The sequence below is a fragment of the Streptomyces sp. CB02009 genome (genome assembly GCF_001905825.1).
Taxonomy (GTDB): Bacteria; Actinomycetota; Actinomycetes; order Streptomycetales; family Streptomycetaceae; genus Streptomyces.
Genome location: NZ_LIVV01000001.1, coordinates 240,007 through 261,216, shown reverse-complemented (window position 1 = coordinate 261,216; position 21,210 = coordinate 240,007). Strand labels below are relative to the sequence as shown.

Below are 21,210 nucleotides of genomic sequence, written 5' to 3'. Positions count from 1 at the left end.
GAGCGGCTCCCGTGCCGGGGCGGCCGGGCCCTCCCATGCCGGAGTGGGAGGGCAGGGGCGGTCCCGTCGGCAGGGGCGGTCTGCCGGTGAGGGCCATCCGCCGGCAGGGGCCGACGGTTCCGTGGCCCCCTCCGTACGAAGGGGCCGCGGTCGGGTCAGGGCAGGCGCCAGTCCACCGGCTGGGCGCCCTGCTTCAGGAGGAGTTCGTTGGCGCGGCTGAAGGGGCGGGAGCCGAAGAAGCCGCGGTCCGCCGACATCGGGGACGGGTGCGCGGACTCGATCGCCGGCAGATCGCCGAGGAGCGGGCGGGCGTTGCGCGCGTCGCGGCCCCACAGGATCGACACGAGGGGCTTGCCCCGGGCGGCGAGCGCGCGGATCGCCTGCTCGGTCACCTCTTCCCAGCCCTTGCCGCGGTGCGCGGCGGGCTTGCGCGGGGCGGTGGTCAGCGCCCTGTTGAGGAGGAGGACGCCCTGTCGGGTCCAGGGTGTCAGGTCGCCGTTCGACGGCCGGGGCATCCCCAGGTCGGTGTGCAGCTCCCGGAAGATGTTCTCCAGGCTGCCAGGCAGCTGACGGACCTCGGGCGCGACCGCGAAGCTGAGCCCGATCGCCATGCCCGGTGTCGGATAGGGGTCCTGACCCACGATCAGGACCCGCACGTCGTCGAAGGGCTGCTGGAACGCCCGCAGTACGTGCCCGCCGGCCGGCAGATAGGTCCGGCCCGCGGCGATCTCCGCCCGCAGGAAGTCGCCCATCTCCGCCACGCGGCCTGCCACGGGGCTCAGAGCCTCCGCCCAGCCGGGCTCCACCAGTTCCTTCAAAGGTCGCGCTGTCACGGTCCGTCACTCTACCGGCCTACTGTGACACCCCGGTTCGGGCGCCGTGCGGGGCCACCCCCTAGACTCCGCCCACTCCCCCGCCCCACTCCTCGCGAGGACGGTGCACCGTGCCCCCTGTCGTCTCAGCGGCCTCCGTGAACGACCCTTCCGCCGGCCTGGTCGTCGGTGTCGACTCCGGGGGTTCGGGACTCCGGATCGCGCTGGCCGAGGCGGCGAGCGGCGCCGTGCTCGACACCCGCGCGTCGCGCGAACCGGTGCGGACCGGCCCCGGCGGCATCTCCGCCCGGCACTTCCTCGACCAGGTCCTCCCTGCCGTCAGGGCTCTGACGGAGCCTCACCACGGTCGCCCGGTCGTCGCCGCGGCCGTGGGCGCCGCCGGGATGGCGACCCTCGGGGACGAGCTGCGGGCCGAGCTGCCGGGCGCCTTCGCCGAGGCCTGGGGCGTACGGCGGCTCGTGCTGGCGGCCGACGCCGTCACCGCGTACGCCGGTGCCCTCGGACAGCGGCCGGGAGCCGTCGTCGCCGGGGGAACGGGGATGATCGCGCTCGGCACGGATCTGGTGTCCTGGCGGCGGGCCGACGGCTGGGGCCATCTCCTCGGCGACTGCGGCAGCGGCGCCTGGATCGGCCGGGCGGGCCTGGAGGCGGCCATGCGCGCGCACGACGGGCGGCGCGGCGGTTCGGCGGCGCTCCTGGCCCGGGCGGAGAAGCTGTTCGGTCCGGCGGCGGGCCTGCCGGGCGCCCTCTACCCCCGGACCGACCGGCCCGCGGTGCTCGCCTCCTTCGCCCCCGAGGTGGGGCTGTGCGCCGCCGAGGACCCGGTGTCCGCGGACATCCTGGCGCGGGCCGCCCGGCACATCGCCGAGGCAGCGGAGGCGGCCTGCCCGGCCGGTCCGGGAGCGCGGGTGGCACTGACGGGCGGCCTGTTCAAGATGGGCGACCCCCTGCTCGTACCGCTGCGCGCGGCGCTCGGGGAGCTCGTACCGCAGGCCGGGACGGTCGACCCCGCGGGGGGTCCGCTGGCCGGGGCCGTCGCGCTCGCGGCGGCGCTCGCCACCGGCACGCTGCGGCTGCCGGAGGACCCCGCGCTGCTGCGCCTGTTCGGTGGGGGCGCTCCGGGGACCGCCCCATCCGCCCAGGTGGGAGGCGGTGCGTCGCTCCAGCGAGAGGGCGGGGACCGCATTCCGGACGCGCCCTAGGGGGACATAGGGGGGCAGAAGGCGCATGATCGTACCTCAGCCGACGCCGCCCCGGACGAAACCAGTAGCATGCGGCGCCATGAGCTCCCCCACTGGGCCTGCTTCCGGCCTGCCTGTACGAATGCCTCGACCCCGTCAGTCCGGGCGGCACCGTCGCCCCGAACCCGCGGCGGCGCCCGAGGGCGCTCCCGCACTGGTTCTCGCTGTGCCCGGCGTGCCGTCGGCCGCCATACGCTCGCTGGCCGAAGAGGTCGTGAGCATCGCCCGTTCCGAGCTGCCCGGCCTCGACGCGCTGATCGGCTTCGTCGAGGGCGACGACAGCGAGTACCCCTCGCTCGCGACCGTGCTGACGGTCGCCGCCACGCTGCGCACCGAGCGGTACGAGCTGGCTGTGGCCGCCGGCCGCGAGGTCAGCGCCCCCACGGGCCCCGCCTCGGTCGTCGTGCCGCTGCTCGCGGGTCCCGACAGCGCCCAGACGCGCCAGATCCGCCAGGCCGTCATGGACGCCGGCAACACCGCCGAGCTCACCGACGTCCTCGGCCCGCACCCGCTGCTCGCCGAGGCGCTGCACGTGCGGCTCTCCGAGGCCGGTCTGGCCCGCGCCGACCGCGCCCGGCTGTTCACGGTCGCGACGGCCGCCGACGGCATCATCCTCGCCACGGTCGGCGGCGAGGAGGCCGTGCAGGCCGCGGGGATCACCGGCATGCTGCTGGCCGCGCGCCTCGCCGTGCCCGTCATCGCCGCCGCGCTCGACCAGGAGGGTTCGATCGCCTCCGTCGCCGAGCAGCTGCGCGGTTCCGGTTCGGAGCAGCTGGCGCTCGCCCCGTACCTGATCGGCCCGGAGCTGGCCGACGGCCTGCTCGACGAGGCCTCGAAGGAGGCCGGCTGCGCCGCCGCCGAGCCGCTGGGCGCCTACCCGGCGATCGGCAAGCTCGTGCTCTCGCAGTACACGGCCGCGCTCGGCATCCCGCCGCAGCAGCCGCAGGGCGCGCCCTCGCTCTGAGGCGCGCCACCCCGCCCGTACGTCGAAGGGCCCGCACCGGATGTCCGGTGCGGGCCCTTCGACGTGTCGACGTGTCGACGTGTCGAGCGCGTTCTCGTCGGTCCCGGGGGCGCGGGGGCCCCGGGGGCCGGCCTCAGCCGAAGACGACGCAGGAGGCGGCCGGGGCCTCGACGGAGCCCGCGCGCGCGGGGATCCCGGTCTCGGGGTCGAGGGCGAACCAGGTGACGTCGCCGGAACGCTCGTTGGCGGCGTACAGGTGCCGGCCGGACGGGGCGAGGGTCAGGTCGCGGGGCCAGGTGCCGCCGCAGGGCACGGTGGCGACGAGGGCGGCCTTGGCCCCGTCGGGGTCGAGGGCCAGCACGGCGAGGGTGTCGTCCCCGCGCACGGCGGCCCAGAGGAAGCGCCCGTCGCGGGCGACGACGACCTCGGACGGGTAGCTGGGGCCCGGGGTGCCCTCGGCGACGACGGGGGTCTCGCCGAGGGGTTCGAGGACACCGGCGTCGGCGTCCCAGCGGCAGACGGTGAGGGTGGGTTCGAGCTCGTTCAGGACGTACGCGTGCGTGCCGGCCGGGTGGAAGGCGAGATGGCGGGGTCCGGTGCCGGGGCGCAGCGCGGTCTCGCCGTGGAGGGTGAGGGCCCCGGTGCCGGGGTCCAGGGAGCAGATCCGTACGGAGTCGGTGCCGAGGTCCACGCTGACGATCCACCGCCCGCTGGGGTCGGGAAGCACCTGGTGGGCGTGCGGGCCGGCCTGACGGGAGGTGACGGGGCCGCTGCCCTCGTGCCGGAGGACGGCCGGGGCACGACGGGCGGTGCCGTCCTCGGCCAGCGGGAGTGCCGTGACGCTGCCGGAGGTGTAGTTGGCGGTGAGGAGGTGCCCGGCGGCCAGCGCGAGGTGGGTGGGTGCGGCGCCGTCGACGGGGACGGGAGCGCCGAGGAGGCGGGGTTCCGGCCCGCTGACGTCGAAGGCGGCGACGGCCCCCGCCGCGGTCTCGGACACGGCGTGCAGCACGGGACCCGCGAGGGCGAGGAACGAGGGGTCGACGAGGGCGTCGCTGCCGCCGGTGACGGTCAGCGCCCCCGTCTCCGCGTCCACGTCGGCGGCGAGGACTCCCCGCCCGCCCGCCGAGGTGAAGGAGCCGATGTACGCCCGTACGGCGCTCCGGTCCCGAACCGTCTCTGTGCCGCCCACGGTGCCTCCCCTGTCCCCGCGGCCGGTCGCGGTCGACCGGCCTGCGTCCGGCCGACGGTAGCAGGCGGTCTAGACCAAAGAGAGGGGGCGTGGCGGCGGGCCTCGGACGAGCCGCAGACGTGCCGGAACGGTCAGGAGCGGACGAGCAGCGAGCCCGGCGGTGTCCGCAGCGGCTCGTCGAGCGCGGCGAGGAGCTTCTCCAGACCGCTGACGTGCCCGAGCGCCGCCTGACCCGCCGCCGGGGCGGCCGTGCCGTCCGCGGCCGCCCGCTCCCCGGCCTCGCGACCGCCCCCGGGTGAGGTCAGCCGCTCCACCGCGGCCTCGACGCGCCAGCAGGCCGCGGCGAGGCGGGCGTCGTGGCTCGCGGCCGGGTCGGCCGCCACGGCGGCGAGCCCCCGCACCTCTTCGGCGCACTCGTCGAGCAGCGCCAGGACCCTCCGCGCCCGGGCCTTCCGGCCACGGAACGGGCTCAGCGGGTGGACCAGCGGAGCGACGGAGAGCCGCACGCGTCCGAGGAGCAGCTCCAGCTCGGCGGCGTGCGGGGTCGGGTCGGCGTCCTCGTCACCGGACAGGCGGCGCAGGGAGGCGGAGGTCGCCGACCGCACGCCCCGCAGCGCCCGCTGGATCCAGGCGTCGTTGATGGCGTGCGTGGTGACCGGGAGGATGAGCAGCACGGCGAGCGCCGCGCTCACCGCGCCCACGGCCGTCTCCTCCAGGCGGAGCACCAGGAGCGCCGGGTCGAGCACACCGAGGAGCCCGTAGAGCAGACCCGCCATCACCGTCACGGCCAGCATCATCCAGCTGTACGAGACGGGCGCGGTATAGAAGATCCCGAAGACGCAGACGGCCACCAGGGCGGCGGTGGGGACCACGGCCCCGTCGAGCGGGATGGCGACGACCATGCCGACGGCGATGCCGATCACCGTCCCGAGGACCCGGCGGAAACCGCGTACCAGCGTCTCGCCCCGCGACACCGTGTTGACGAAGATCCACCACGTCGTGCCGACGGCCCAGTACCAGCGGTCCTCGGAGAGCACCTGGCCGATCGCGAGCGCCACGGCGCACGCGGCCGCGGCCTGGATCGCCTGCCGGGTGGTCACGCGCGAGAGCCCGGAGCCGGGCAGCGGGGCCGGCGCGGCGGGCGGCGGCGTACGGCGCTCCAGCGGCCACAGGAGGAAGCGCACCGCGCCCGCGGCGGCCAGGGCGATGCCGACGGCCGCGTACAGCTCGGGGAGCTGACCGGGGACGGCGTGCAGGAACTGGGTGGTGAAGAAGTTCATGAACGCGAAGATCCCCAGCGCGTGGCCGCGCGGGCCCCAGCGCCGGGCGTAGACCCCGCAGAAGACCACGGCGAGGAAGGCGGCGTCCCGCAGCAGGGTGATGTCGTGCAGCGCGGTGGCGAGGGCGAGGACGGGGAAGCCCGCAGCCGGGAGGAGGAGGGTGGTGACGGCCTGCGCGCGGACGGTGGAGTCCATCACGGTGAAGAGCGCGAGCAGCGCGGCCAGACCGCCGGTGATCGACGCGGTGAGCGAGAGGCCGGCGAGCTCGGCCAGCGCGACGGCGAGCGCGATGCCCATGACGGCGCGCAGCGAGTTCTTCAACCTGACGTGCCCCGGATCCGGTGCCACGAACATCCTCTTCACGGCTGTGAACCGCCCCCTCGTCTTGCCTTCCGCCCTGCCTCGCGGCGGTCCCGGGGTGGTGGGAGCTCGCGGACATGACGAAGGCGCCGCGGTCCGGACCGGCCTCGTCGCCGCCCCGGCGCTGCGCGGCGCCGAAAGTACCTGGATACGCCAAGGAAACCATCCAGGGCGCCCCTGGCTCAACTCATCGCCCGTCGGGTGGGCCATTGGCCCAGTGAAGGGCGCCCTCTGTCGGCCGCCCGGCGGCCAACGGACCACCCCGGGCCGGGCCGGTGCCGCGGTCCCCGGGCCGGTCCCGTGTCGCCGTCCCCGGGCCGGTCCTGCCTGATCGGCGAGCGAGCCGTGCCACTGGCGCTTCTGATCGGCGAGCCGTGCCACTGAGCGGTCGCTCCCGGCACTCCCGGTCGGCTCCGCCCGGCGTGCCCAGGTCCTCGCGGCGCGGTTCACTCCCGGCTCCGGCCCTCCAGGTCCTGAACGGTGCCGGCGGCCTGCGCGGCGGCGCGGCGGGCGTCCCGCAGGGCGTGCTCAGCGGTCGTCACCGCCTTCCCGGCCGTCGTGGACGCCGTCCTCGCCTCCTGCCGGGCCTTCCGGCCGTCGTGCAGCTCGTGCTCCAGGCGGCTGACCCGTTCGGCCGCCTCCTCGGCCGCCTCCGCCGCGGCCTGCCGCGCGTCGCGGGCCTCGGCGAGCTCCCGCTCGCGCAGGACGACCTCGCCGTCGGCCTCCTCCGCCGCCGTACGGGCCCGTTCCAGCTCGCGCACTCGGGCTCGTTCGAGTTCGCGCCGGCGCCGCGCGTCCGCACTGCGGGCCGGCTTCCTCTTCGGCTCCGGCTGCTCGGCGGCTCCGGCCGCCTCCTCGCTGTCGGTGGCCGTGGTCGTCCCGGCGGTCGCAGTCGTCCCCGTCGTCCCGGCGGTCCTGGTCGTCCCGGCGGTTCCGGGCGTCCCCGTCGACCCGGCGGTCCCGGTGGCTTCCGATGTCGCCGCGGCCGGGGCTCGGGCGGCCGGCACCGCCTCCGGGGCGACCGGGGGGAATCCGACCACCGCTTCGGGCGTCTTGACGAGGCGGCCCCTCGACCACTGCTCGGCCAGGTGCCGGTCGGCGAGGACGCCGTGCAGGGTCTGCTCGATCTCGTGCAGCACGGTGTCACTCACGGAGAGCCCCGCTTCGCCCGCGAGCGCTCCGGCCGTCCGGGCCAGGGCGGTGATCAGCTGCTGCCGCTGCCCGCTCGCCGCCCGCAGCTGCTCGGCGTCGAGCGTCCGGTGGGCCTCCCGCAGGGTCTCCCCCAGGGCCAGGAACTGCTGCGCCTCCGGCTGCCGCTGCCGGGCCAGCCGGTTCGCCGCCCAGGCGGCGAGCGACGGGCGCCGCAGGGCGGCGATGGCCTTCGCCGCCCGTGCGTCCTTCGCCGCGCGTGCCCGGGCGACGTACGTGTCCCGCGCGGCCACGAACTCCGCCGGCCTCAGGCCGTACAACTCCTCGGCGACTTCCTCGACGTCCACGCCGACCACTCTGCGCCGATCACGCGCGGGGGCCGGGATCCCGCTCGCCGCCTCCGCCGGATGCCCGGTCCGATCACCCACTCGGGCGGTTCCCGAAGGCCGCCCGACGGTGTCAGGGACGTCCTTTCGTGCACCGCGCGCGCCGGCGGGCGGCTCAGTCGTCCGTCAGCGGGCGGATGGCAGGACCTTGGACGACGCTGCCGTCCGCCGCGAAGCGGGAGCCGTGGCAGGGGCACTCCCAGGTCTGTTCCGACTCGTTGAAGCCGAGCTCGCAGCCCATGTGGGTGCAGCGCCGGGCCGTCCGTCGGGCCGCCGCGTAGTGGCGCGCCACCGTGGACTGCTGCCGTACGACCCCGGGCACCTCGCGGAGCGGCAGGTGGCGGCGCGGGTCGACGAGCTCCGTCCAGGCCGGGCGCGGCGCGCCGGTCACGTGCGCGGCCAGCAGGCGGCCGGCGGCGACGCCGTTGCTGAGGCCCCATCCGCCGAAGCCGGTGGCGAGGTAGACGTGCTGGGTGTCCGGGTGCTCGTGGCCCACGCAGGGCATCCCGTCGGGTGTGTGGACGTCCTGGGCGGCCCACCGGTGGACCTCCGGCGCCTCGGCGAAGCCCGGCAGGTGCCCGCGCGCCCAGGCCTCCAGGCCGTCGTACCGTGCGGACACGCCGCCGCTGCCCGGCTCGAAGCCCTCGCCCGCCACGATCAGCAGCCTCCGCCCCCCGCCGAGCGGAGCCGTGCGCACCGACCGGGCGCCGCCGTCGAAGGTCACGTACATGCCGTACGGGGCATGGTGTTCGTCCACGGACGCGGCGACGACGAGCTCCCGGCGCACGGAGAGGCGCACCAGGAGGCTGCTGTGGCAGCGCAGCGGGAAGTGGGTGGCGATGACGACGTCCCGGGCGTGGACCACGGCTCCGCCCTCCACGGTGAGGCGGCACTCGGCGCCGTCGTGGAGGTCGGTGACGCGCGTGCCCTCGTGGAGGCGGCCGCCCCGCGCGACGAAGTCGTCCGCCAGGCCGAGCAGGAACCGGCGCGGGTGGAACTGCAGCTGGTCCTCCACGCGGACGGCGGCCACGACCGGGTACGGAAGCCCCGTGTCCGTCACCGTCGTCGCCTTGAGGCCCGCCTCCCCCGCGGCATCCGCCTCCTCGCGGATCTCCGCCGCGCTCGCCTCGTCGACGGTGTACGAGAACGCCGGCCGGTGCTCGATCTCCGCGTCGATTCCCAGTTCCGCGCAGTCTCCCGTCACCCGGCGCAGGGCGTCCGCCTGGGCGTCGGCGTACAGGGCAGCCGCCTCCGGCCCCCGGCGGCGGCGCAGCCGTCCGTAGCAGAGGCCGTGCAGGGAGGTCAGTCCGCCGGCGGCGTGGCCGGTCACACCGCTCGCGATCCGGTCCGCCTCCAGGAGGACCACGTCGGCCCCCGCGCGGACCAGCTCCCGGGCGGCGCAGACGCCGGCGACACCGGCTCCGACGACGGCCACGTCGGCCCGGAGGTCGCCGTCCGGGGGCGGGTGCGCGGCGCCGCCCGGCGGTGCCGACTCCATCCAGTACGAGGTCCCGGATCCGCGTCGCATGACCGCTCCTCTCCGCGGGTGCCGGGTGGACGGCACGCGGTACCCCCTTCTCAGGAGATACCCGGAGCCCTCGGGAGGCACCCGGGGGACACAGGGAGGACCCCGCACGGAGGCCCCGGACGCACCTCGAAGGACATCCGGAGGCCCCCGGAGGCCCCCGGAGGAGCGGATTCCGTGCCGGAATGAAACGATTCCGACCCCCGGTACCGCTGTACTGAACCGGACCGGACCGGACCGAACCGAACCGCAGGAACCCGAGGAGGACCACCGCGTATGGCCGTGGACGAGCTCGACACCCGGATCCTGCGGCTGCTCATCGAGCAGCCGCGGACGAGCGTGCGCGAGTACGCGCGGATCCTGGGCGTGGCGCGGGGCACCGTACAGGCCAGGATCGAACGGCTGGAGCGCGACGGGGTGATCACCGCGACCGGTCCGGTGCTCTCCCCGGCCGCGCTGGGGCACCCGGTGCTCGCCTTCGTCCATGTCGAGGTCACCCAGGGGCATCTGGACGAGGTCGGCGACGCGCTCGCGGCCGTTCCGGAGATCGTGGAGGCCTTCTCCATCACCGGCGGCGGGGACCTGCTCACCCGGGTGGTCGCCCGGGACGCCGGACATCTGGAGGACGTCATCCAGCGGCTCATCCAGCTTCCCGGGGTGGTCCGTACCCGTACCGAGATCGCGTTGCGGGAGCGGGTGGCGCACCGGCTGCTGCCGCTGGTCGAGGCGGTCGGACGGCGGTCGGGTTCCGCGTGAAGCGCGGAGCTTGCCCCGTAGGGCGAGATATGCGAACTTTGCTTGCATATGCGAGCTTCATGAGCGTAATCTCTCGCATATGCAGTCCTACACCATCGGGCAGGCGGCGCGCCTGCTGGGCGTGAGCCCCGACACCGCACGCCGCTGGGCCGACAACGGCAGGTTCGTCACCCATCGCGACGAGAACGGCCGGCGCCTCATCGACGGCCGCGACCTGGCCGCCTTCTCCGTCGAGGTCGCTCAGAGCGGCCAGGGCGAGGACGACACGGCGTACACGTCGGTGCGCAACGCGTTCCCCGGCATCGTGACGGCCGTCAAGCTCGGTGACATCGCCGCGCAGGTGGAGATCCAGGCGGGTCCGCACCGGCTCGTCTCGCTCCTCACCCGTGAGGCCGTGGAGGAGCTGGGACTCGAGGTCGGCATGCAGGCCACCGCCCGCGTGAAGTCGACGAGCGTGCACATCGACCGGGCCTGATCCCGGCCGCCCCTCCACCCGCCGACCGCCCCGCCCTCCACACCGCCCCGACCCGCCCCGCCTACCCGCCTGCCTGCCTGCCTGCCTGCCGCGATCCGGAGCCCCCGATGGCGATACCCGCCCGACTCGTCCCCCTCCTCGACCAGTTCGACTTCGCCCGCCGGCGGCTGACCGACCGCATGGCGGGGCCGGTGATGGACAGCGGGAACGGTACGGACGTCGAGGTCGGCCCGATGACCGACGCGGAGTACCTCTGGGAGCCGGGTCCCGGCTGCTGGTCCGTCCGGCGCCGCACCGACGGCCCCGGTCCGCGCGCCACCGTGCTGACCGGCGCCGCCTCCGGCGCCTGGGGCCGGGACGCGACTCCGCCGCCGCACCCGGCACCGCCGCCGTTCACGACGATCGCCTGGCGGCTGAGTCACCTGAGCGAACTGCTCGCGCTCCGCGCCGACCACACGAACGGCAGCCACACCCTCAGCCGCGACGACTACACGGTCAGCGGCGACGTCACGACGGCCGTCGCCGCCTTCGACACCGCCGCCGGCGCCTGGCGGGACGCGCTGCTGTCCGCCGACGACGCGGCGCTCGACACCGTCGGGTACAGCACCTACCCGCACGGCAGCGATCCGGAGGATCCCTTCCTGGAGACCGTCTGGTGGGTGAACCAGGAACTCCTGCACCACGGGGCGGAGATCGCCCTCCTCCGCGACCTGTACCGGCTCCGGCCCACGGGAGCCTGAACCCGGCGGCCACGACCGGCGCCTCGCACGATCCCCTCTCCCTCCACGGAGTACGGACCTCAGCCGGTCGTACGCGCCAGCAGGATCGCCACGTCGTCCTGCGCGGGCGCCGCGAGCAGCCGGCTCAGGACGTCGTCGCACAACTCGTCCAGGGGGCGGCCGAGGTCCCGGAGCGCCCCGGCGAGCTGCCGCATCCCCTCGTCGAGGTCGCGGTCGCGGGCCTCGATGAGGCCGTCCGTGTAGAGGACGAGCAGCCCGCCCTCGGGCAGGGTGACCTCCTCGGCGCCGAAGTCGTGGGCACCGGTGCCCAGCGGGGTTCCCGGCGGCCCGTCGAGGAAGGTGATCGTCCCGTCCGGAGTGGCCACGGCCGGCGGCGGGTGACCGGCGCGCGCGATGACCCAGCCTCCGGTGGCCGGGTCGTGGACGGCGTAGACGCAGGTCGCCATGGTGTCCTCGCCGAGGTCGGCGACGACGGCGTCGAGCGCGCTGAGCATCTCGGCCGGCGGGACGTCGTGGCGGGCCAGAGTCCTCACCGCCGTGCGGAGTTGCCCCATGACCGCGGCCGCGTGGATGCCGTGCCCCATGACGTCACCGATCACGAGACCCGTCCTGCCGCCCGGCACGGCGATGACGTCGAACCAGTCGCCGCCGACGTCATGGGCGCTCGCGGGCAGGTAGCGGCCGGTGAGTTCGAGCCCGGTGACGTCGGGCAGCGCGCTGTTGGTGAGGCTGCGCTGAAGCGTGAGGGCGGCCTCCCGCTGGGTCGTGTAGAGGCGGGCGTTGTCGATGTTCAGGGCGGCCCTGGCCACGACCTCGTCGATGAGGACGCAGTCCTGCTCGTCGAACGGCTCGCGGGTCCGCAGCCGGGTCACCGTGACCGAGCCGAGCACCTGGCCGCGGGCCACCATCGGGATGAGCCGCGCCGAGCCGATACGGGTGGCGAAGTAGGTGCGGAGCGCCTCGGTGCGCGGGTCGGTGAAGAGATGCGGGATGTCGGACGTGAACAGGTTCGTGGGGCGGCCGCGGGCGACGACCCCCTCGTACACGGAGTCCAGCGGGATCTGGAAGGTCTGCCCCGGGACGAGCAGGGACGTGGGGGCCGTGGGGTCGGGGAAGCGGGCCGCGAGCCGGCGGAGCACCCCGCGCGTGGAGGCGACCGGGTCGTCCGGCTCCAGGACCGACTCCAGCATCTGGACGTCCGCCGAGTCGGCCAGCTGCGGCACCAGGAAGCGGACCGTCTCCTCCGCCGTCCGCTGCAGGTCGAGCGTCGTGCCGATCCGCGCCCCCGCCTCGGCCAGCAGGGCGAAGCGGTGACGGGCCCGCTCGACCTCGGTGTGCGCCTCCTGGCTCTCGGTGATGTCCACGAGGGACGCGATGAGCCCCAGGGACCGCCGCTCGGTGCGGTCGACGAGCGGGGCGTACGAACAGGACCAGATGTGGTCGCGATCGGGGTCGGCGGGAGTACGGCCCACCCGGCGGGCGTCGACGACGGCGCTGCCGCTCTCCAGGACCTGGCGCATCAGGGATTCGAGCGAGGCTGCGTTGACACCGGGCACCACCTCGGTGAGACGGCGGCCCACGTGCTCGGCGGCGGCCACCCCGTTCATCCGGGCCAGGGCGTCGTTCACCCGGAGGAACCGCAGGTCGGGGCCGAGCAGGGCGAGACCGATCGGCGACTGGGTGAAAAGGCTCTCCATCGCCGCGAGGTTCTCCCGCATCCGCAGGACCTCGGAGGTCTCCACCGCGATGAGCATCGCGCCCGGCCGGCCGTCCGGGTCGATGGCCGGCACGATCCACATCTCCATGGCGACGGTGTGCCCGTCGCGGTGCCGGACGGGGAGCGTCCCGACCATGGTCTCGCCGGCCTGCACGCGATGGGTCAGCCGCTCGGCGAGTTCGCGGTTGGCGTCGGGGACGAGGAGGGGCGCGGCGAGCCGTCCGAGCACATGCTCCGGACGGTGCCCGAGGAGGTCCTGCGCGGCGAGCGACCACTCGACGATGCGGCCCTCGGCGTCCTCGCGCCACAGGGCGATCGGGAGCAGCTCGCGGAGCACACCCGCGTCCCCGACGGCCGCCCGGGGCGGCTGTGGAACCCTGCTCGACGACTCGTGGTTCTCCAACGCATCGACCTACGCATCGGCCCGGCCCCGGGGGGCGCATTCCCTGTCGAATCACCCTAGCCGAGTACCTGGGGGTGGGCTCTGCCCAGTGCGGCCGATCGATGCGGTGACGGCGGGGCGGACGGGATGGACGGGGCGGACGGGAGCTCTGGGAAGTTCGTGGTTCTTTTGAATCGGCGGCTCTGCGGAAAGGCCGGCTCTGCGGATTCCGTAGTTCTACGGATGTGCGGGCGTCCCCGGACTGCGAAAGTCGTTCCGACCTCTGTGGTCACGGGTTCTGCCGGGTGTGCAGTTCCCTCCGTCCCCTCTCCCCGGAGCACCCCCCGCATGAGCAGCCGCTCGCCCGACGAGTTCCGCATCGGTGTGCGTCCGTACGACCGGGGGGCCGGTACCGGCGACGAGCCGGAGGATCCGCACGAGCTGCTCCACCGGGCCCGGCGGCTCACCGTCCACGGGCACCCCGGGGCCGGGAGCGCCTGGGAGCGGGCCGCGACGGCCCTTCGGCGCGCGGGCGGGGCCCTCACGCCCGGGGACCACGCCGACGCCCTGGACGCGACCGCGCTCGACTGCCGGGGCGCCGCGCGCCCGGCCGCGGGGCCGCTCTTCTTCCGGGCCGCCGACCTGCACGAGCGGGCCGGGCAGCGCGGCAAGGCCCTGGTCTCGCGGGCGCGCGCGCTGGTCGCGGGCCCCGGCCCCGGAGCGACGGCCTGCGCGCGGCTCGCGGAGCTGTGCGAGCGCGCCTCGGCACTCCACCGGGTCGGGCAGGCCGGGGCCGCCGAGACCGCGACGGTGCGTCTGCTGCACGGCCGGATCCGCGCCGATCTGCTCGGCACCGCGCCCGACCCGGCGGCCGAGGCCGCCGCCCTGCGCGAGGACCTCGCCCGGCTGATCGCCTTCGCCGCGCCCCACCGGGCGGATCCCGCCGTCGCCCGTGTGCTCGCCGACACGCGCGCGCTGCTCGGCCGGATCACCGCGCCCGACGACCCGGCGGCCGCAGAGGCCCAGTTGAGGGCGGCGCTCGACGACCACCGGGCCGGTGGCCGGACATGGCCTGCCACCGAGCACCACCTCCTGCTCTCCGCCGTGCTGCGTGCCACCGGCGCGCACGAGGAGGCGGCCGCGGTCCTCCGGGCCGCGCTCGTCCCCCAGGTGACGGACACACCGCTGCGGGCCGCCGACAGGGCCCGGCTCTGTCTGGCGCTTGCCCGGACGGTCGCCGGGTCCGGCGAGCAGGGGCGTACGGCCCGGAGCGCGGAAGAGGCGGCAGAGGCGGCAGGGGCAGCGGAGGCGGCTGCGGAGACCGCGGAGGCCGTGGAGGCGGCTGCGGAGACCGCGGAGGCCGTGGAGGCGGCTGCGGAGACCGCGGAGGCCGTGGAGGCGGCTGCGGAGACCGCGGAGGCGGTGGAGGAAGAGCCGGCTGAGGAACTGGAGGAACCGGAGGAGACGGCGCAGGAGGACGGCGAGCGGCTTGCGCTGCTCGCCGAAGCCGTCCGCCACACCGAAGGGCCCGCCCGCGACGTCCGCGTGGGCGCCCTCGCACGCCTCCTGCTCGGTGTCGCGCACGCGGAGCGCGGAGGATGGGACAGGGCCCTCGCCCTCCTCGAACAGGCGCTGCCGGGATTCCAGGACGACGGCGACACGGCGGGGCGCGTACGGACCAGGGCCTGGCTCGCCGAGTGTCTGCTCCACCTGGGCGAACCCGGCCGGGCGGCGCGGGAGTACGCGCTCGCCGCGGCAGCGGCCCGGCCCTGGGGCGACCCACGCCCCGGGGCGGCCCTGACCCGCCGGGCGGAGCACGTGCTCGGCCTGGCGGGGACCCGCGGCCCGGTGCCGGAGATCCCCGGCACGGGCGGTACGGTCTACGCCGACGCGAAGGCCGGGACCGGGCCCTCGGCGGAAGGCGGTGCCCCGGGCGGGGGCGCGCGGGGGGCGTGGCCGGGCCTGCGCGCACTCCCGGAGCCCTTCGGACCGCCGGAGCGCTACCAGGTCGACGTGTACGGCGAAGTGGGCGGGGCAGGGCCGCAGGCCGCGACCGCCCCGGGGACCCGAGTACAGGGGTGCGAGTGAACAGAGTGATCGACGGCCGCTTCGAGCTGGTGGAGCGGCTGGGCGGCGGTGGGATGGGGACGGTCTGGCGCGCCCGCGACCTGGTCCTCCACCGCGACGTGGCGGTCAAGGAGGTGCGTCCGCCGGACCCCGCGCTCGCCGAGCACGACGTCGAGGGCGCCCGGACCCTGCGCGAGCGGGTGCTGCGCGAGGCACGCGCCCTGGCCCGGATCGACCACCCCAACGTGGTGACCATCCATCACATCGTCGACGCCGGCGAGGGCACCTACCCCTGGCTCGTGATGGAGCTGGTCACCGGAGGCTCCCTCCAGGACCGGCTCGACCGGGGCTCGATGACCCCGGTCGAGGCCGCCGCGCTCGGCCGCGAGCTGCTCTCGGCCCTGCGGGCCGCCCACGAGCGGGACATCGAGCACCGCGACGTGAAGCCCGCCAACGTCCTGCTGCGCCCCGACGGCCGGCCGGTGCTCACCGACTTCGGCATCGCCGCGGTCCGCGAGTCGACCGTCCTGACGGCCTCGGGGTCGATCATCGGCTCGCCCGACTACATGGCGCCCGAGCGGATCCGCGGCGGTGGCGGCAGCGGTCCGGCCGCCGACCTGTGGTCCCTCGGCATGGTGCTGTACGTGGCGGTCGAGGGCCACCACCCGTTGCGCCGGGAGAACACGCTCGCGACGCTGGCGGCCGTCCTCTCCGACGACGTGCCGCCCCCGCGGCGGGCCGGCGAGCTCACCGGCCTCCTGAGCCGGCTGCTGGTCCGGGAGCCGTCCGCCCGCCCGGACGCTGCGGAACTCGACCGCGCGCTCGCCGCAGTCACGTCACCGGGGGCGGCCGACCGGCCGGCCGGCCCGCAGGACGCCGACGCGGTACGGGGCCCGGCGGGGGCACCCGCGCACGGGACGGGCCCGCAGGCCTTCGGGCCGCCGGGTTACCAGGGCTTCGGCGAGCCGCCGGCGGCCGTCGGGGGGACGACCTCGTTCCACCTGGCACCTCCGACCGGCCCTCCGGCATCTCCTCCGACGGCCTCGGGCACGGCTCCGGTGGGCGGGGCCCGGGTGGGCGGGGCTCCGATGGGCGGGGCTCCGGTGGGCGCCGCGACGACTGCGCGCGGCGGCTCGCCCGCCGACGCCTCCCCATGGGCCACTCCCCCTGCGGCCTCCGGCGTGTTCGCGCCGTCCGGGGGCTCCCCCGCGACCGCTCCGTCCTCCGCCTCCGCGACCGGTGGCGCCGGGCGGCGGCGGAGTCGTACCGCCCGGTTCCTGGGTTCCGCCGCCGTCGTGGTGCTCGCCGTGGGGATTCCCGTCGCCGCGCTGAACTGGGACTGGCGGCCCGGCGACCCGGGCAGCGGGCCGAGCAGCGCGCCCCCGTCGCAGCAGGGCCCGGTCGCCCAGGGACCCGGCGCGTCCGGCACCCCGACGTCGACGGTGAAGACGCCGACCTCGGCACCGTCGACGGCGAAGGGCGTCGCCCCCGTGAAGGGCAGCCTGCTGACCCCCGCCGGGATCCGGTCCGCCATCGCCGCGATCAAGGAGGCCTCGGGCGGGACGACGGTGACCAGCTTCGTCGTGTACCCGGACTACGCGATCGCCGAGTCGGTCGTGAAGGGCAGCACGAAGCGGTACGACCGGTACATGTACCGGGGCGAGGACGCCGCCGTCCGCCAGGGCTCCGGCACGGCCTTCCCCGGCTCTGTCCCGACCGACCTCGACGACTTCGACTGGGACGCCCTGCCGGCGCTGATGAAGCGCGCGGACAAGGAGCTGGGCGTGGACAAGCCGACCAGCCGCTATCTCGTCGTCAACCCGCCGTCGTCGATCTTCGGGACCAAGGCGGGCATGAGCGTCTACCTGTCCGACGATTACGGCTCGGCCTATCTGCAGGCGGACGCGAAGGGCCGGGTGACGGCGACCTATCCCCGCGAGAACTGACCGCCGCCCGCGCCGTCCCTGACCACGAGGGAGGCGAGCGCCGCCCGGCTCTCCACTCCCGTCTTGCGGTAGGCCCGGGCGACATGGCTCTCGACCGTGCGCGGACTGAGGCAGAGCCGGTCGGCCACGGCCTGGTTGGTGAGTCCTTCGGCGACCAGGACCGCGATCTCCCGCTCCCTCGGGGTGAGAACGGCGAGCCGGCCCCCGGCCGCCCCCTCCGGAGGCGCGGGACGGGTGCGGTCGGCCAGGTCGACCAGCATGCGGGCGCCGCCCTCGACGGCCAGCCGTCTGCCTCTGCGCCACTGGGCGGCGGCCCTCGTGCCGTCGCCCGCCGCATGGGTCTGCGGTGCGGCGAGGAGCAGGCTGTGGGCCTCCCGGAGAACGGCCCCCGAGCGTGCGCTCTCCCGGGCCGCGTCGGTGAACGCCCGTGCCGCGGAAGCCGATTCGCCGCGCCGGGCCAGGACCTGCCCCCAGGCACGCAGTGCGGCGCCCCGCTGCACGGGCAGCCCGAGCGGCTCCGCCTCCGCGAGGGCCAGGCGGGCGACCCGCTCGGCCTCCGCCGGGTCCCCGGTGACGAGGGCCGCGCCCGCGAGCAGTTCCAGGTATCCGGGGCGCAGGGAGGGCTGGAGCCGGGACAGGCTCCGGTCGCCGCCCGCGCGCACGAGCACCTCGCGCACCCGGTGCGGGTCCTTGTGGAGCGGCACGGCGTAGCCGAGCAGCGAGCGGGTCTGGGTGGCCCACCAGCCTTCGGCGGTCCCCACCGTGGCAGCGGCCTCCTCAGCGGCGGCCGACGGCTCGGGGTCGCCCAGCGGCCGGGCGTGGAGGAGGACGACGGCCCGGAGCGCCCCGCTGAAGCCGACGAGTTCGGCGCCTCCCAGGGCGCGGGCGACGGCGAGCGACTCCTCAGCCAGGTCGAGCGCGGCGGCCACCCTGCCGGTCAGGAAGTGGACGTACGCCGAGCAGAGCAGCAACTGCGAGAGCGCGAAGGGGCGTCCGGCACGCCGGGCCATCGCGATGCCGCGGGTGGCATGGCGCTCGGCACTGCCGTACTCCTCCAGGAAGACCTCGGTCCAGCCGAGCCGTACCAACGACTCGGGGTGGACGGCCAGTACGCCGTCGGTGAAGGTGTCGGTGAGGGCCGCGGCCTCCGCCGCGTGCACGCGGGCGGCGGCGGTCCGGCCCTCGTACACCTCGCCGAGCGCGGCGAGGGTCAGCACCTCCGCCGTGCCCGCTTCGTCGCGCCGCCGCCGGGCCTCCTCGAGGGTGCGGTCGACGACGGACCGGACCTCGGGGTACCGGGCCGCGAAGAGGGCCCGGCAGCCCCATTCGACGACGAGCCAGGTCCGCAGGTCGGCACGGGGTCCCGGGGTGCGCTCCAGCTCGCGGCGGAGCAGTCCGTCCGCCTCCGGGTAGCGGCCGAGGTGGCGCTCCATGAAGGCGCAGAGCAGGACGGCGGAGGTCCGGAGTTCGGCCGTGTCCGGCGCACGGCAGGTGTCGATGAGCCGGTGAAGGAGGTCCCGGCTCTCCGCCACCCGGCCGGCGGATCCGAGGGCCCGGGCCCGGCGGAGCGTCAGGTCGCGCCAGGTGGCGCGGTGCCCGGGGGTGTCGGGGAGCAGGGCGAGGACGGCTCCCAGCCAGTGGGCGGCGCGCGCGGGGTCCGCCGCGCCGATCCGCTCGGCGGCCTCGACCAGGTCGGCGGCGGCGTCGGGGTCCCAGACCGTCACGGCGCGGACCAGGTGCGGAGCACGCTCGGTCACGGGCGCCCCGGCGGCGGCGAGCGCGTCGGCCGCCCGCCGGTGCAGTTCACGGCGCCGCCAGGGGTCGAGCGTGCCCCGGAGGAGCTCGGGCAGGGCGGGGTGGCGCAGGACGAGGATCCGCCCGTCGTCGCAGGGGCGGACGAGATCGCGGTGGGCCAGCTCCCTGAGGACGGCGTCCGAGACCACGTCCACGGTCACTGGGTCCGGCAGGCCGGACCGCCTCGACCGATGCGACGGATGCGAGGCGAGTGAAGGGTGCGGCAGATCCGCCGGGTGCGGGGCTGACGCATGTTCGACGGCGTGCTGCGGGGCGATCGGGGGGCGGGCAGGGCGAGGCCCGGACACGGCGGCGAGCAGTTCGGGCGTGGCGCGCCCGTCGAGTACGGCGAGTGCCTCGACGACCGCCCGCTGCGCCCCGTCGAGCGGGGCGAGCTCGTCGAGGACCAACGCGACGGGCCCGTTCCCGGGCATCGCTCCCCCGTGGGTGCGCGCGTGGGCGAGGGCCCGGTGGTAGAGCGGATTGCCGAGGCTGACGGCGTGGATCTCCCGGTCGAGGCCGGCCGGCAGCCCGGGCACGAGCCCCTTTGCGCAGTCGCCCGCCGTCAGAGGCCCGAGGGTGAGCCGGGCGAGCTCCCCCGAGTCGGCGGCACGGGCGAGGAGGGAGGCGAGCGCGGGCGTGGTCTGGCGCTCGCGGCGGGCGAGAACGAGCAGGACGGGCGCGCGGAGCGGATGCCGGAGGAGATGGTCGACGAGCGCGACGGAGGCGGGGTCGGCGGCGTGGAAGTCGTCGAGTGCGAGGACGAGGACGGGCCCGTCCGCCGGAAGCCGCCCGAGCGCCGCCGCGATGCGCCGGACGCGGTCCGCCTCGCCGCCACCGGGCCGCCCGCCCTCCGCACCGCGCGCTCCGCCGGAGGCGCGGAGGCCGTCCGGGGCTCCGGGGCCCGAGACGGGACCGACAGCGGCCGCCGGTCCCGTCGCGGCCGGGGTGCCCGCCGCGTGGTCGCCACGGGGCGCCGCCGGGGGTGGCTCGACGAGTTCCGCGAGGGCCGACAGGGCCGGGGAGAGGGCGCGTTCGTGGTGGTCCAGGTCCGCGAAGGCGTCCGCGAAGGCCTGGAAGGGCGGGCCCGCGTCCCGGCCCGCAGGACCGGCCTGGACGGCTGAGCCGCCGAGAACCACTGAGTCGTCACGGACCGCTGGGCCCGCGACGCCCGCCGGGCCCGCGACGCCCGCCGGGCCCGCGGGGAGCGCGGGTCCCGCACGGCCGCGCAGGACCGTGGCCCCCTGTCGCCTCGCGCGTGCCGCGAACTCGGCGAGGAGCCGGGACTTGCCGATGCCCGGCTCGCCCACGACCTCCACGGCCACCGGCCCCGTGCCCCCGGCGCGCCGGCGCAGCGGCACGTCGAGCCGGTCGAGTTCGCGGGCCCTGCCGACGAGGGGCGCACGGCCGGCACTCCCCGGATCCGCGAAAGCGTCCATGTGCAGTCCCCCTCGTGCGGTCGTCCTGGTGCGGTCGTCCTCTTCCCCGCTCCCAGTTGTACGGCACGCGACCGACAACGGCGTCAGCCGGTGGTCAGGGCCTTGAAGGCGCGGGTCTGCTCCGTGATGGCCCGCTCCGTCGGGAGGCGCTCGATCGACGAGGCACCGAAGAAGCCGACGACGCCCGTGGTGCGCTCCAGAACGTGGCGCGCGTCCTCGGGCTCGGCGATGGGACCGCCGTGGCAGAGCACCAGGATGCCGGGGTTCACGCGCTTCGCCGCGTCGTGCATCTCCTGGACCGCCGCCGCGGCCTGGTCCAGCGTCATCGCCGTCCCCGCCCCGATGGACCCCTTGGTGGTGAGGCCGACGTGGGGCACCAGGACGTCGGCGCCGGCCCGTGCCATGTCGGCCGCCTGCTCGGGGTCGAAGACGTAGGGGGCGGTGAGCAGGTCCCGTTCGCGGGCGGCGCGGACCATGTCGACCTCCAGGCCGTAGCCCATGCCGGTCTCCTCCAGGTTGACGCGGAAGGTGCCGTCGTAGAGGCCGACCGTGGGGAAGTTCTGGACGCCCGTGAAGCCCATGGCCTTGAGCTGGTCCAGGAAGAGGTCCATGCGGCGGAACGGGTCCGTGCCGCAGACACCGGCGAGGACGGGGGTGTCGCGGACCACGGGCAGGACCTCGCGCGCCATGTCCTGGACGATGGCGTTGGCGTCGCCGTACGGCAGGAGTCCGGCGAGGGAGCCGCGCCCGGCCATCCGGTAGCGGCCCGAGTTGTAGATGATCAGCAGGTCGACCCCGCCGTCCTCGGCGCACTTGGCGGAGAGTCCCGTGCCGGCTCCGGCGCCGACGATGGGGCGGCCTGCGGCGACCTGGGCGCGCAGTCGGTCGAGGACGTCCTGTCGGCTGATGGTGTTCACGGTGGTGTTCGCTCCTCGGTGTCCGTGTCGGGTGCCTCGGTGAGGACCTC

At 75.9% G+C, this 21,210-nt stretch carries 15 protein-coding genes; 7 read left to right on the top strand and 8 right to left on the bottom strand.

Annotated features, from left to right (window positions below):
- Positions 1-155 precede the first annotated feature (155 nt).
- On the bottom strand, positions 156-833 hold the full coding sequence (locus tag AMK27_RS01230; RefSeq protein ID WP_073902162.1) for a uracil-DNA glycosylase: 678 nt from the start codon (positions 831-833) through the stop codon (positions 156-158).
- A 137-nt stretch (positions 834-970) separates the two neighbouring features.
- On the opposite strand from AMK27_RS01230, the gene AMK27_RS01225 reads away from it, so the two are divergent.
- Together AMK27_RS01225 and AMK27_RS01220 are read left to right on the top strand one after the other, a co-directional pair.
- The gene (locus AMK27_RS01225) at positions 971-2,035 is read left to right on the top strand and encodes an N-acetylglucosamine kinase (RefSeq protein ID WP_241847263.1); all 1,065 of its coding nucleotides are present in this window, start codon (positions 971-973) and stop codon (positions 2,033-2,035) included.
- 79 nt (positions 2,036-2,114) lie between these two features.
- Positions 2,115-3,038, top strand: a complete 924-nt coding sequence (locus AMK27_RS01220; RefSeq protein ID WP_073902161.1) for a sirohydrochlorin chelatase — start codon at positions 2,115-2,117, stop codon at positions 3,036-3,038.
- A 133-nt stretch (positions 3,039-3,171) separates the two neighbouring features.
- On the opposite strand, the gene AMK27_RS01215 is transcribed toward AMK27_RS01220, so the two are convergent.
- The 4 genes from AMK27_RS01215 to AMK27_RS01200 all read right to left on the bottom strand — a co-directional run bounded on the left by AMK27_RS01215 (position 3,172) and on the right by AMK27_RS01200 (position 8,930).
- Positions 3,172-4,227, bottom strand: a complete 1,056-nt coding sequence (locus AMK27_RS01215) for a lactonase family protein (protein ID WP_073902160.1) — start codon at positions 4,225-4,227, stop codon at positions 3,172-3,174.
- Between the two features lie 131 nt (positions 4,228-4,358).
- Positions 4,359-5,861 carry an FUSC family protein gene (locus AMK27_RS01210; protein ID WP_073902159.1) on the bottom strand — a complete coding sequence of 501 codons (1,503 nt, stop codon included), beginning with the start codon at positions 5,859-5,861 and terminating at the stop codon, positions 4,359-4,361.
- 452 nt (positions 5,862-6,313) lie between these two features.
- Entirely contained in the window at positions 6,314-7,363 is a 1,050-nt protein-coding gene (locus tag AMK27_RS01205) for a hypothetical protein (protein WP_143204801.1), read from the bottom strand.
- Positions 7,364-7,517: 154 nt separating this feature from the next.
- On the bottom strand, positions 7,518-8,930 hold the full coding sequence (locus AMK27_RS01200; RefSeq protein ID WP_073902157.1) for an FAD-dependent oxidoreductase: 1,413 nt from the start codon (positions 8,928-8,930) through the stop codon (positions 7,518-7,520).
- Between the two features lie 273 nt (positions 8,931-9,203).
- Between AMK27_RS01200 and AMK27_RS01195 the strand changes: the two genes are divergently transcribed.
- From AMK27_RS01195 to AMK27_RS01185, 3 genes are all read left to right on the top strand, one after another.
- Positions 9,204-9,683: an Lrp/AsnC family transcriptional regulator gene (locus AMK27_RS01195; protein ID WP_073902156.1), complete on the top strand. Its 480-nt coding sequence runs from the start codon at positions 9,204-9,206 to the stop codon at positions 9,681-9,683.
- A 79-nt stretch (positions 9,684-9,762) separates the two neighbouring features.
- On the top strand, positions 9,763-10,158 hold the full coding sequence (locus tag AMK27_RS01190; protein ID WP_073902155.1) for a TOBE domain-containing protein: 396 nt from the start codon (positions 9,763-9,765) through the stop codon (positions 10,156-10,158).
- Between the two features lie 107 nt (positions 10,159-10,265).
- Positions 10,266-10,898 carry a DinB family protein gene (locus AMK27_RS01185; RefSeq protein ID WP_073902154.1) on the top strand — a complete coding sequence of 211 codons (633 nt, stop codon included), beginning with the start codon at positions 10,266-10,268 and terminating at the stop codon, positions 10,896-10,898.
- Between the two features lie 59 nt (positions 10,899-10,957).
- Here the strand turns inward: AMK27_RS01185 and AMK27_RS01180 are convergent, their stop codons facing one another.
- Positions 10,958-13,018 (bottom strand): SpoIIE family protein phosphatase, encoded by a 2,061-nt coding sequence (locus AMK27_RS01180; RefSeq protein WP_073902153.1) that lies wholly within the window; start codon positions 13,016-13,018, stop codon positions 10,958-10,960.
- A 327-nt stretch (positions 13,019-13,345) separates the two neighbouring features.
- Between AMK27_RS01180 and AMK27_RS43280 the strand changes: the two genes are divergently transcribed.
- Positions 13,346-15,085, top strand: a complete 1,740-nt coding sequence (locus AMK27_RS43280; RefSeq protein ID WP_073902152.1) for a hypothetical protein — start codon at positions 13,346-13,348, stop codon at positions 15,083-15,085.
- Positions 15,082-17,010 carry a serine/threonine-protein kinase gene (locus AMK27_RS01170; protein WP_073902151.1) on the top strand — a complete coding sequence of 643 codons (1,929 nt, stop codon included), beginning with the start codon at positions 15,082-15,084 and terminating at the stop codon, positions 17,008-17,010. Before AMK27_RS43280 ends, AMK27_RS01170 begins: the two co-directional genes overlap by 4 nt.
- Here AMK27_RS01170 and AMK27_RS01165 read toward each other — a convergent pair.
- On the bottom strand, positions 16,992-20,243 hold the full coding sequence (locus tag AMK27_RS01165; RefSeq protein ID WP_073902150.1) for a helix-turn-helix transcriptional regulator: 3,252 nt from the start codon (positions 20,241-20,243) through the stop codon (positions 16,992-16,994). The genes AMK27_RS01170 and AMK27_RS01165 overlap by 19 nt on opposite strands.
- Before the next feature lie 83 nt (positions 20,244-20,326).
- On the bottom strand, positions 20,327-21,160 hold the full coding sequence (locus tag AMK27_RS01160) for a phosphoenolpyruvate hydrolase family protein (protein ID WP_241847262.1): 834 nt from the start codon (positions 21,158-21,160) through the stop codon (positions 20,327-20,329).
- Between the last annotated feature and the right edge of the window lie 50 nt (positions 21,161-21,210).

Excerpts from the sequence above, each read along its gene's own strand:
- AMK27_RS01220 (WP_073902161.1), top strand. The coding sequence starts at position 2,115 with ATGAGCTCCCCCACTGGGCCTGCTTCCGGCCTGCCTGTACGAATGCCT.
- AMK27_RS01210 (WP_073902159.1), bottom strand. The coding sequence starts at position 5,861 with ATGTTCGTGGCACCGGATCCGGGGCACGTCAGGTTGAAGAACTCGCTG.
- AMK27_RS01200 (WP_073902157.1), bottom strand. The coding sequence starts at position 8,930 with ATGCGACGCGGATCCGGGACCTCGTACTGGATGGAGTCGGCACCGCCG.
- AMK27_RS01195 (WP_073902156.1), top strand. The coding sequence starts at position 9,204 with ATGGCCGTGGACGAGCTCGACACCCGGATCCTGCGGCTGCTCATCGAG.
- AMK27_RS01190 (WP_073902155.1), top strand. The coding sequence starts at position 9,763 with ATGCAGTCCTACACCATCGGGCAGGCGGCGCGCCTGCTGGGCGTGAGC.
- AMK27_RS01185 (WP_073902154.1), top strand. The coding sequence starts at position 10,266 with ATGGCGATACCCGCCCGACTCGTCCCCCTCCTCGACCAGTTCGACTTC.
- AMK27_RS43280 (WP_073902152.1), top strand. The coding sequence starts at position 13,346 with ATGAGCAGCCGCTCGCCCGACGAGTTCCGCATCGGTGTGCGTCCGTAC.
- AMK27_RS01165 (WP_073902150.1), bottom strand. The coding sequence starts at position 20,243 with ATGGACGCTTTCGCGGATCCGGGGAGTGCCGGCCGTGCGCCCCTCGTC.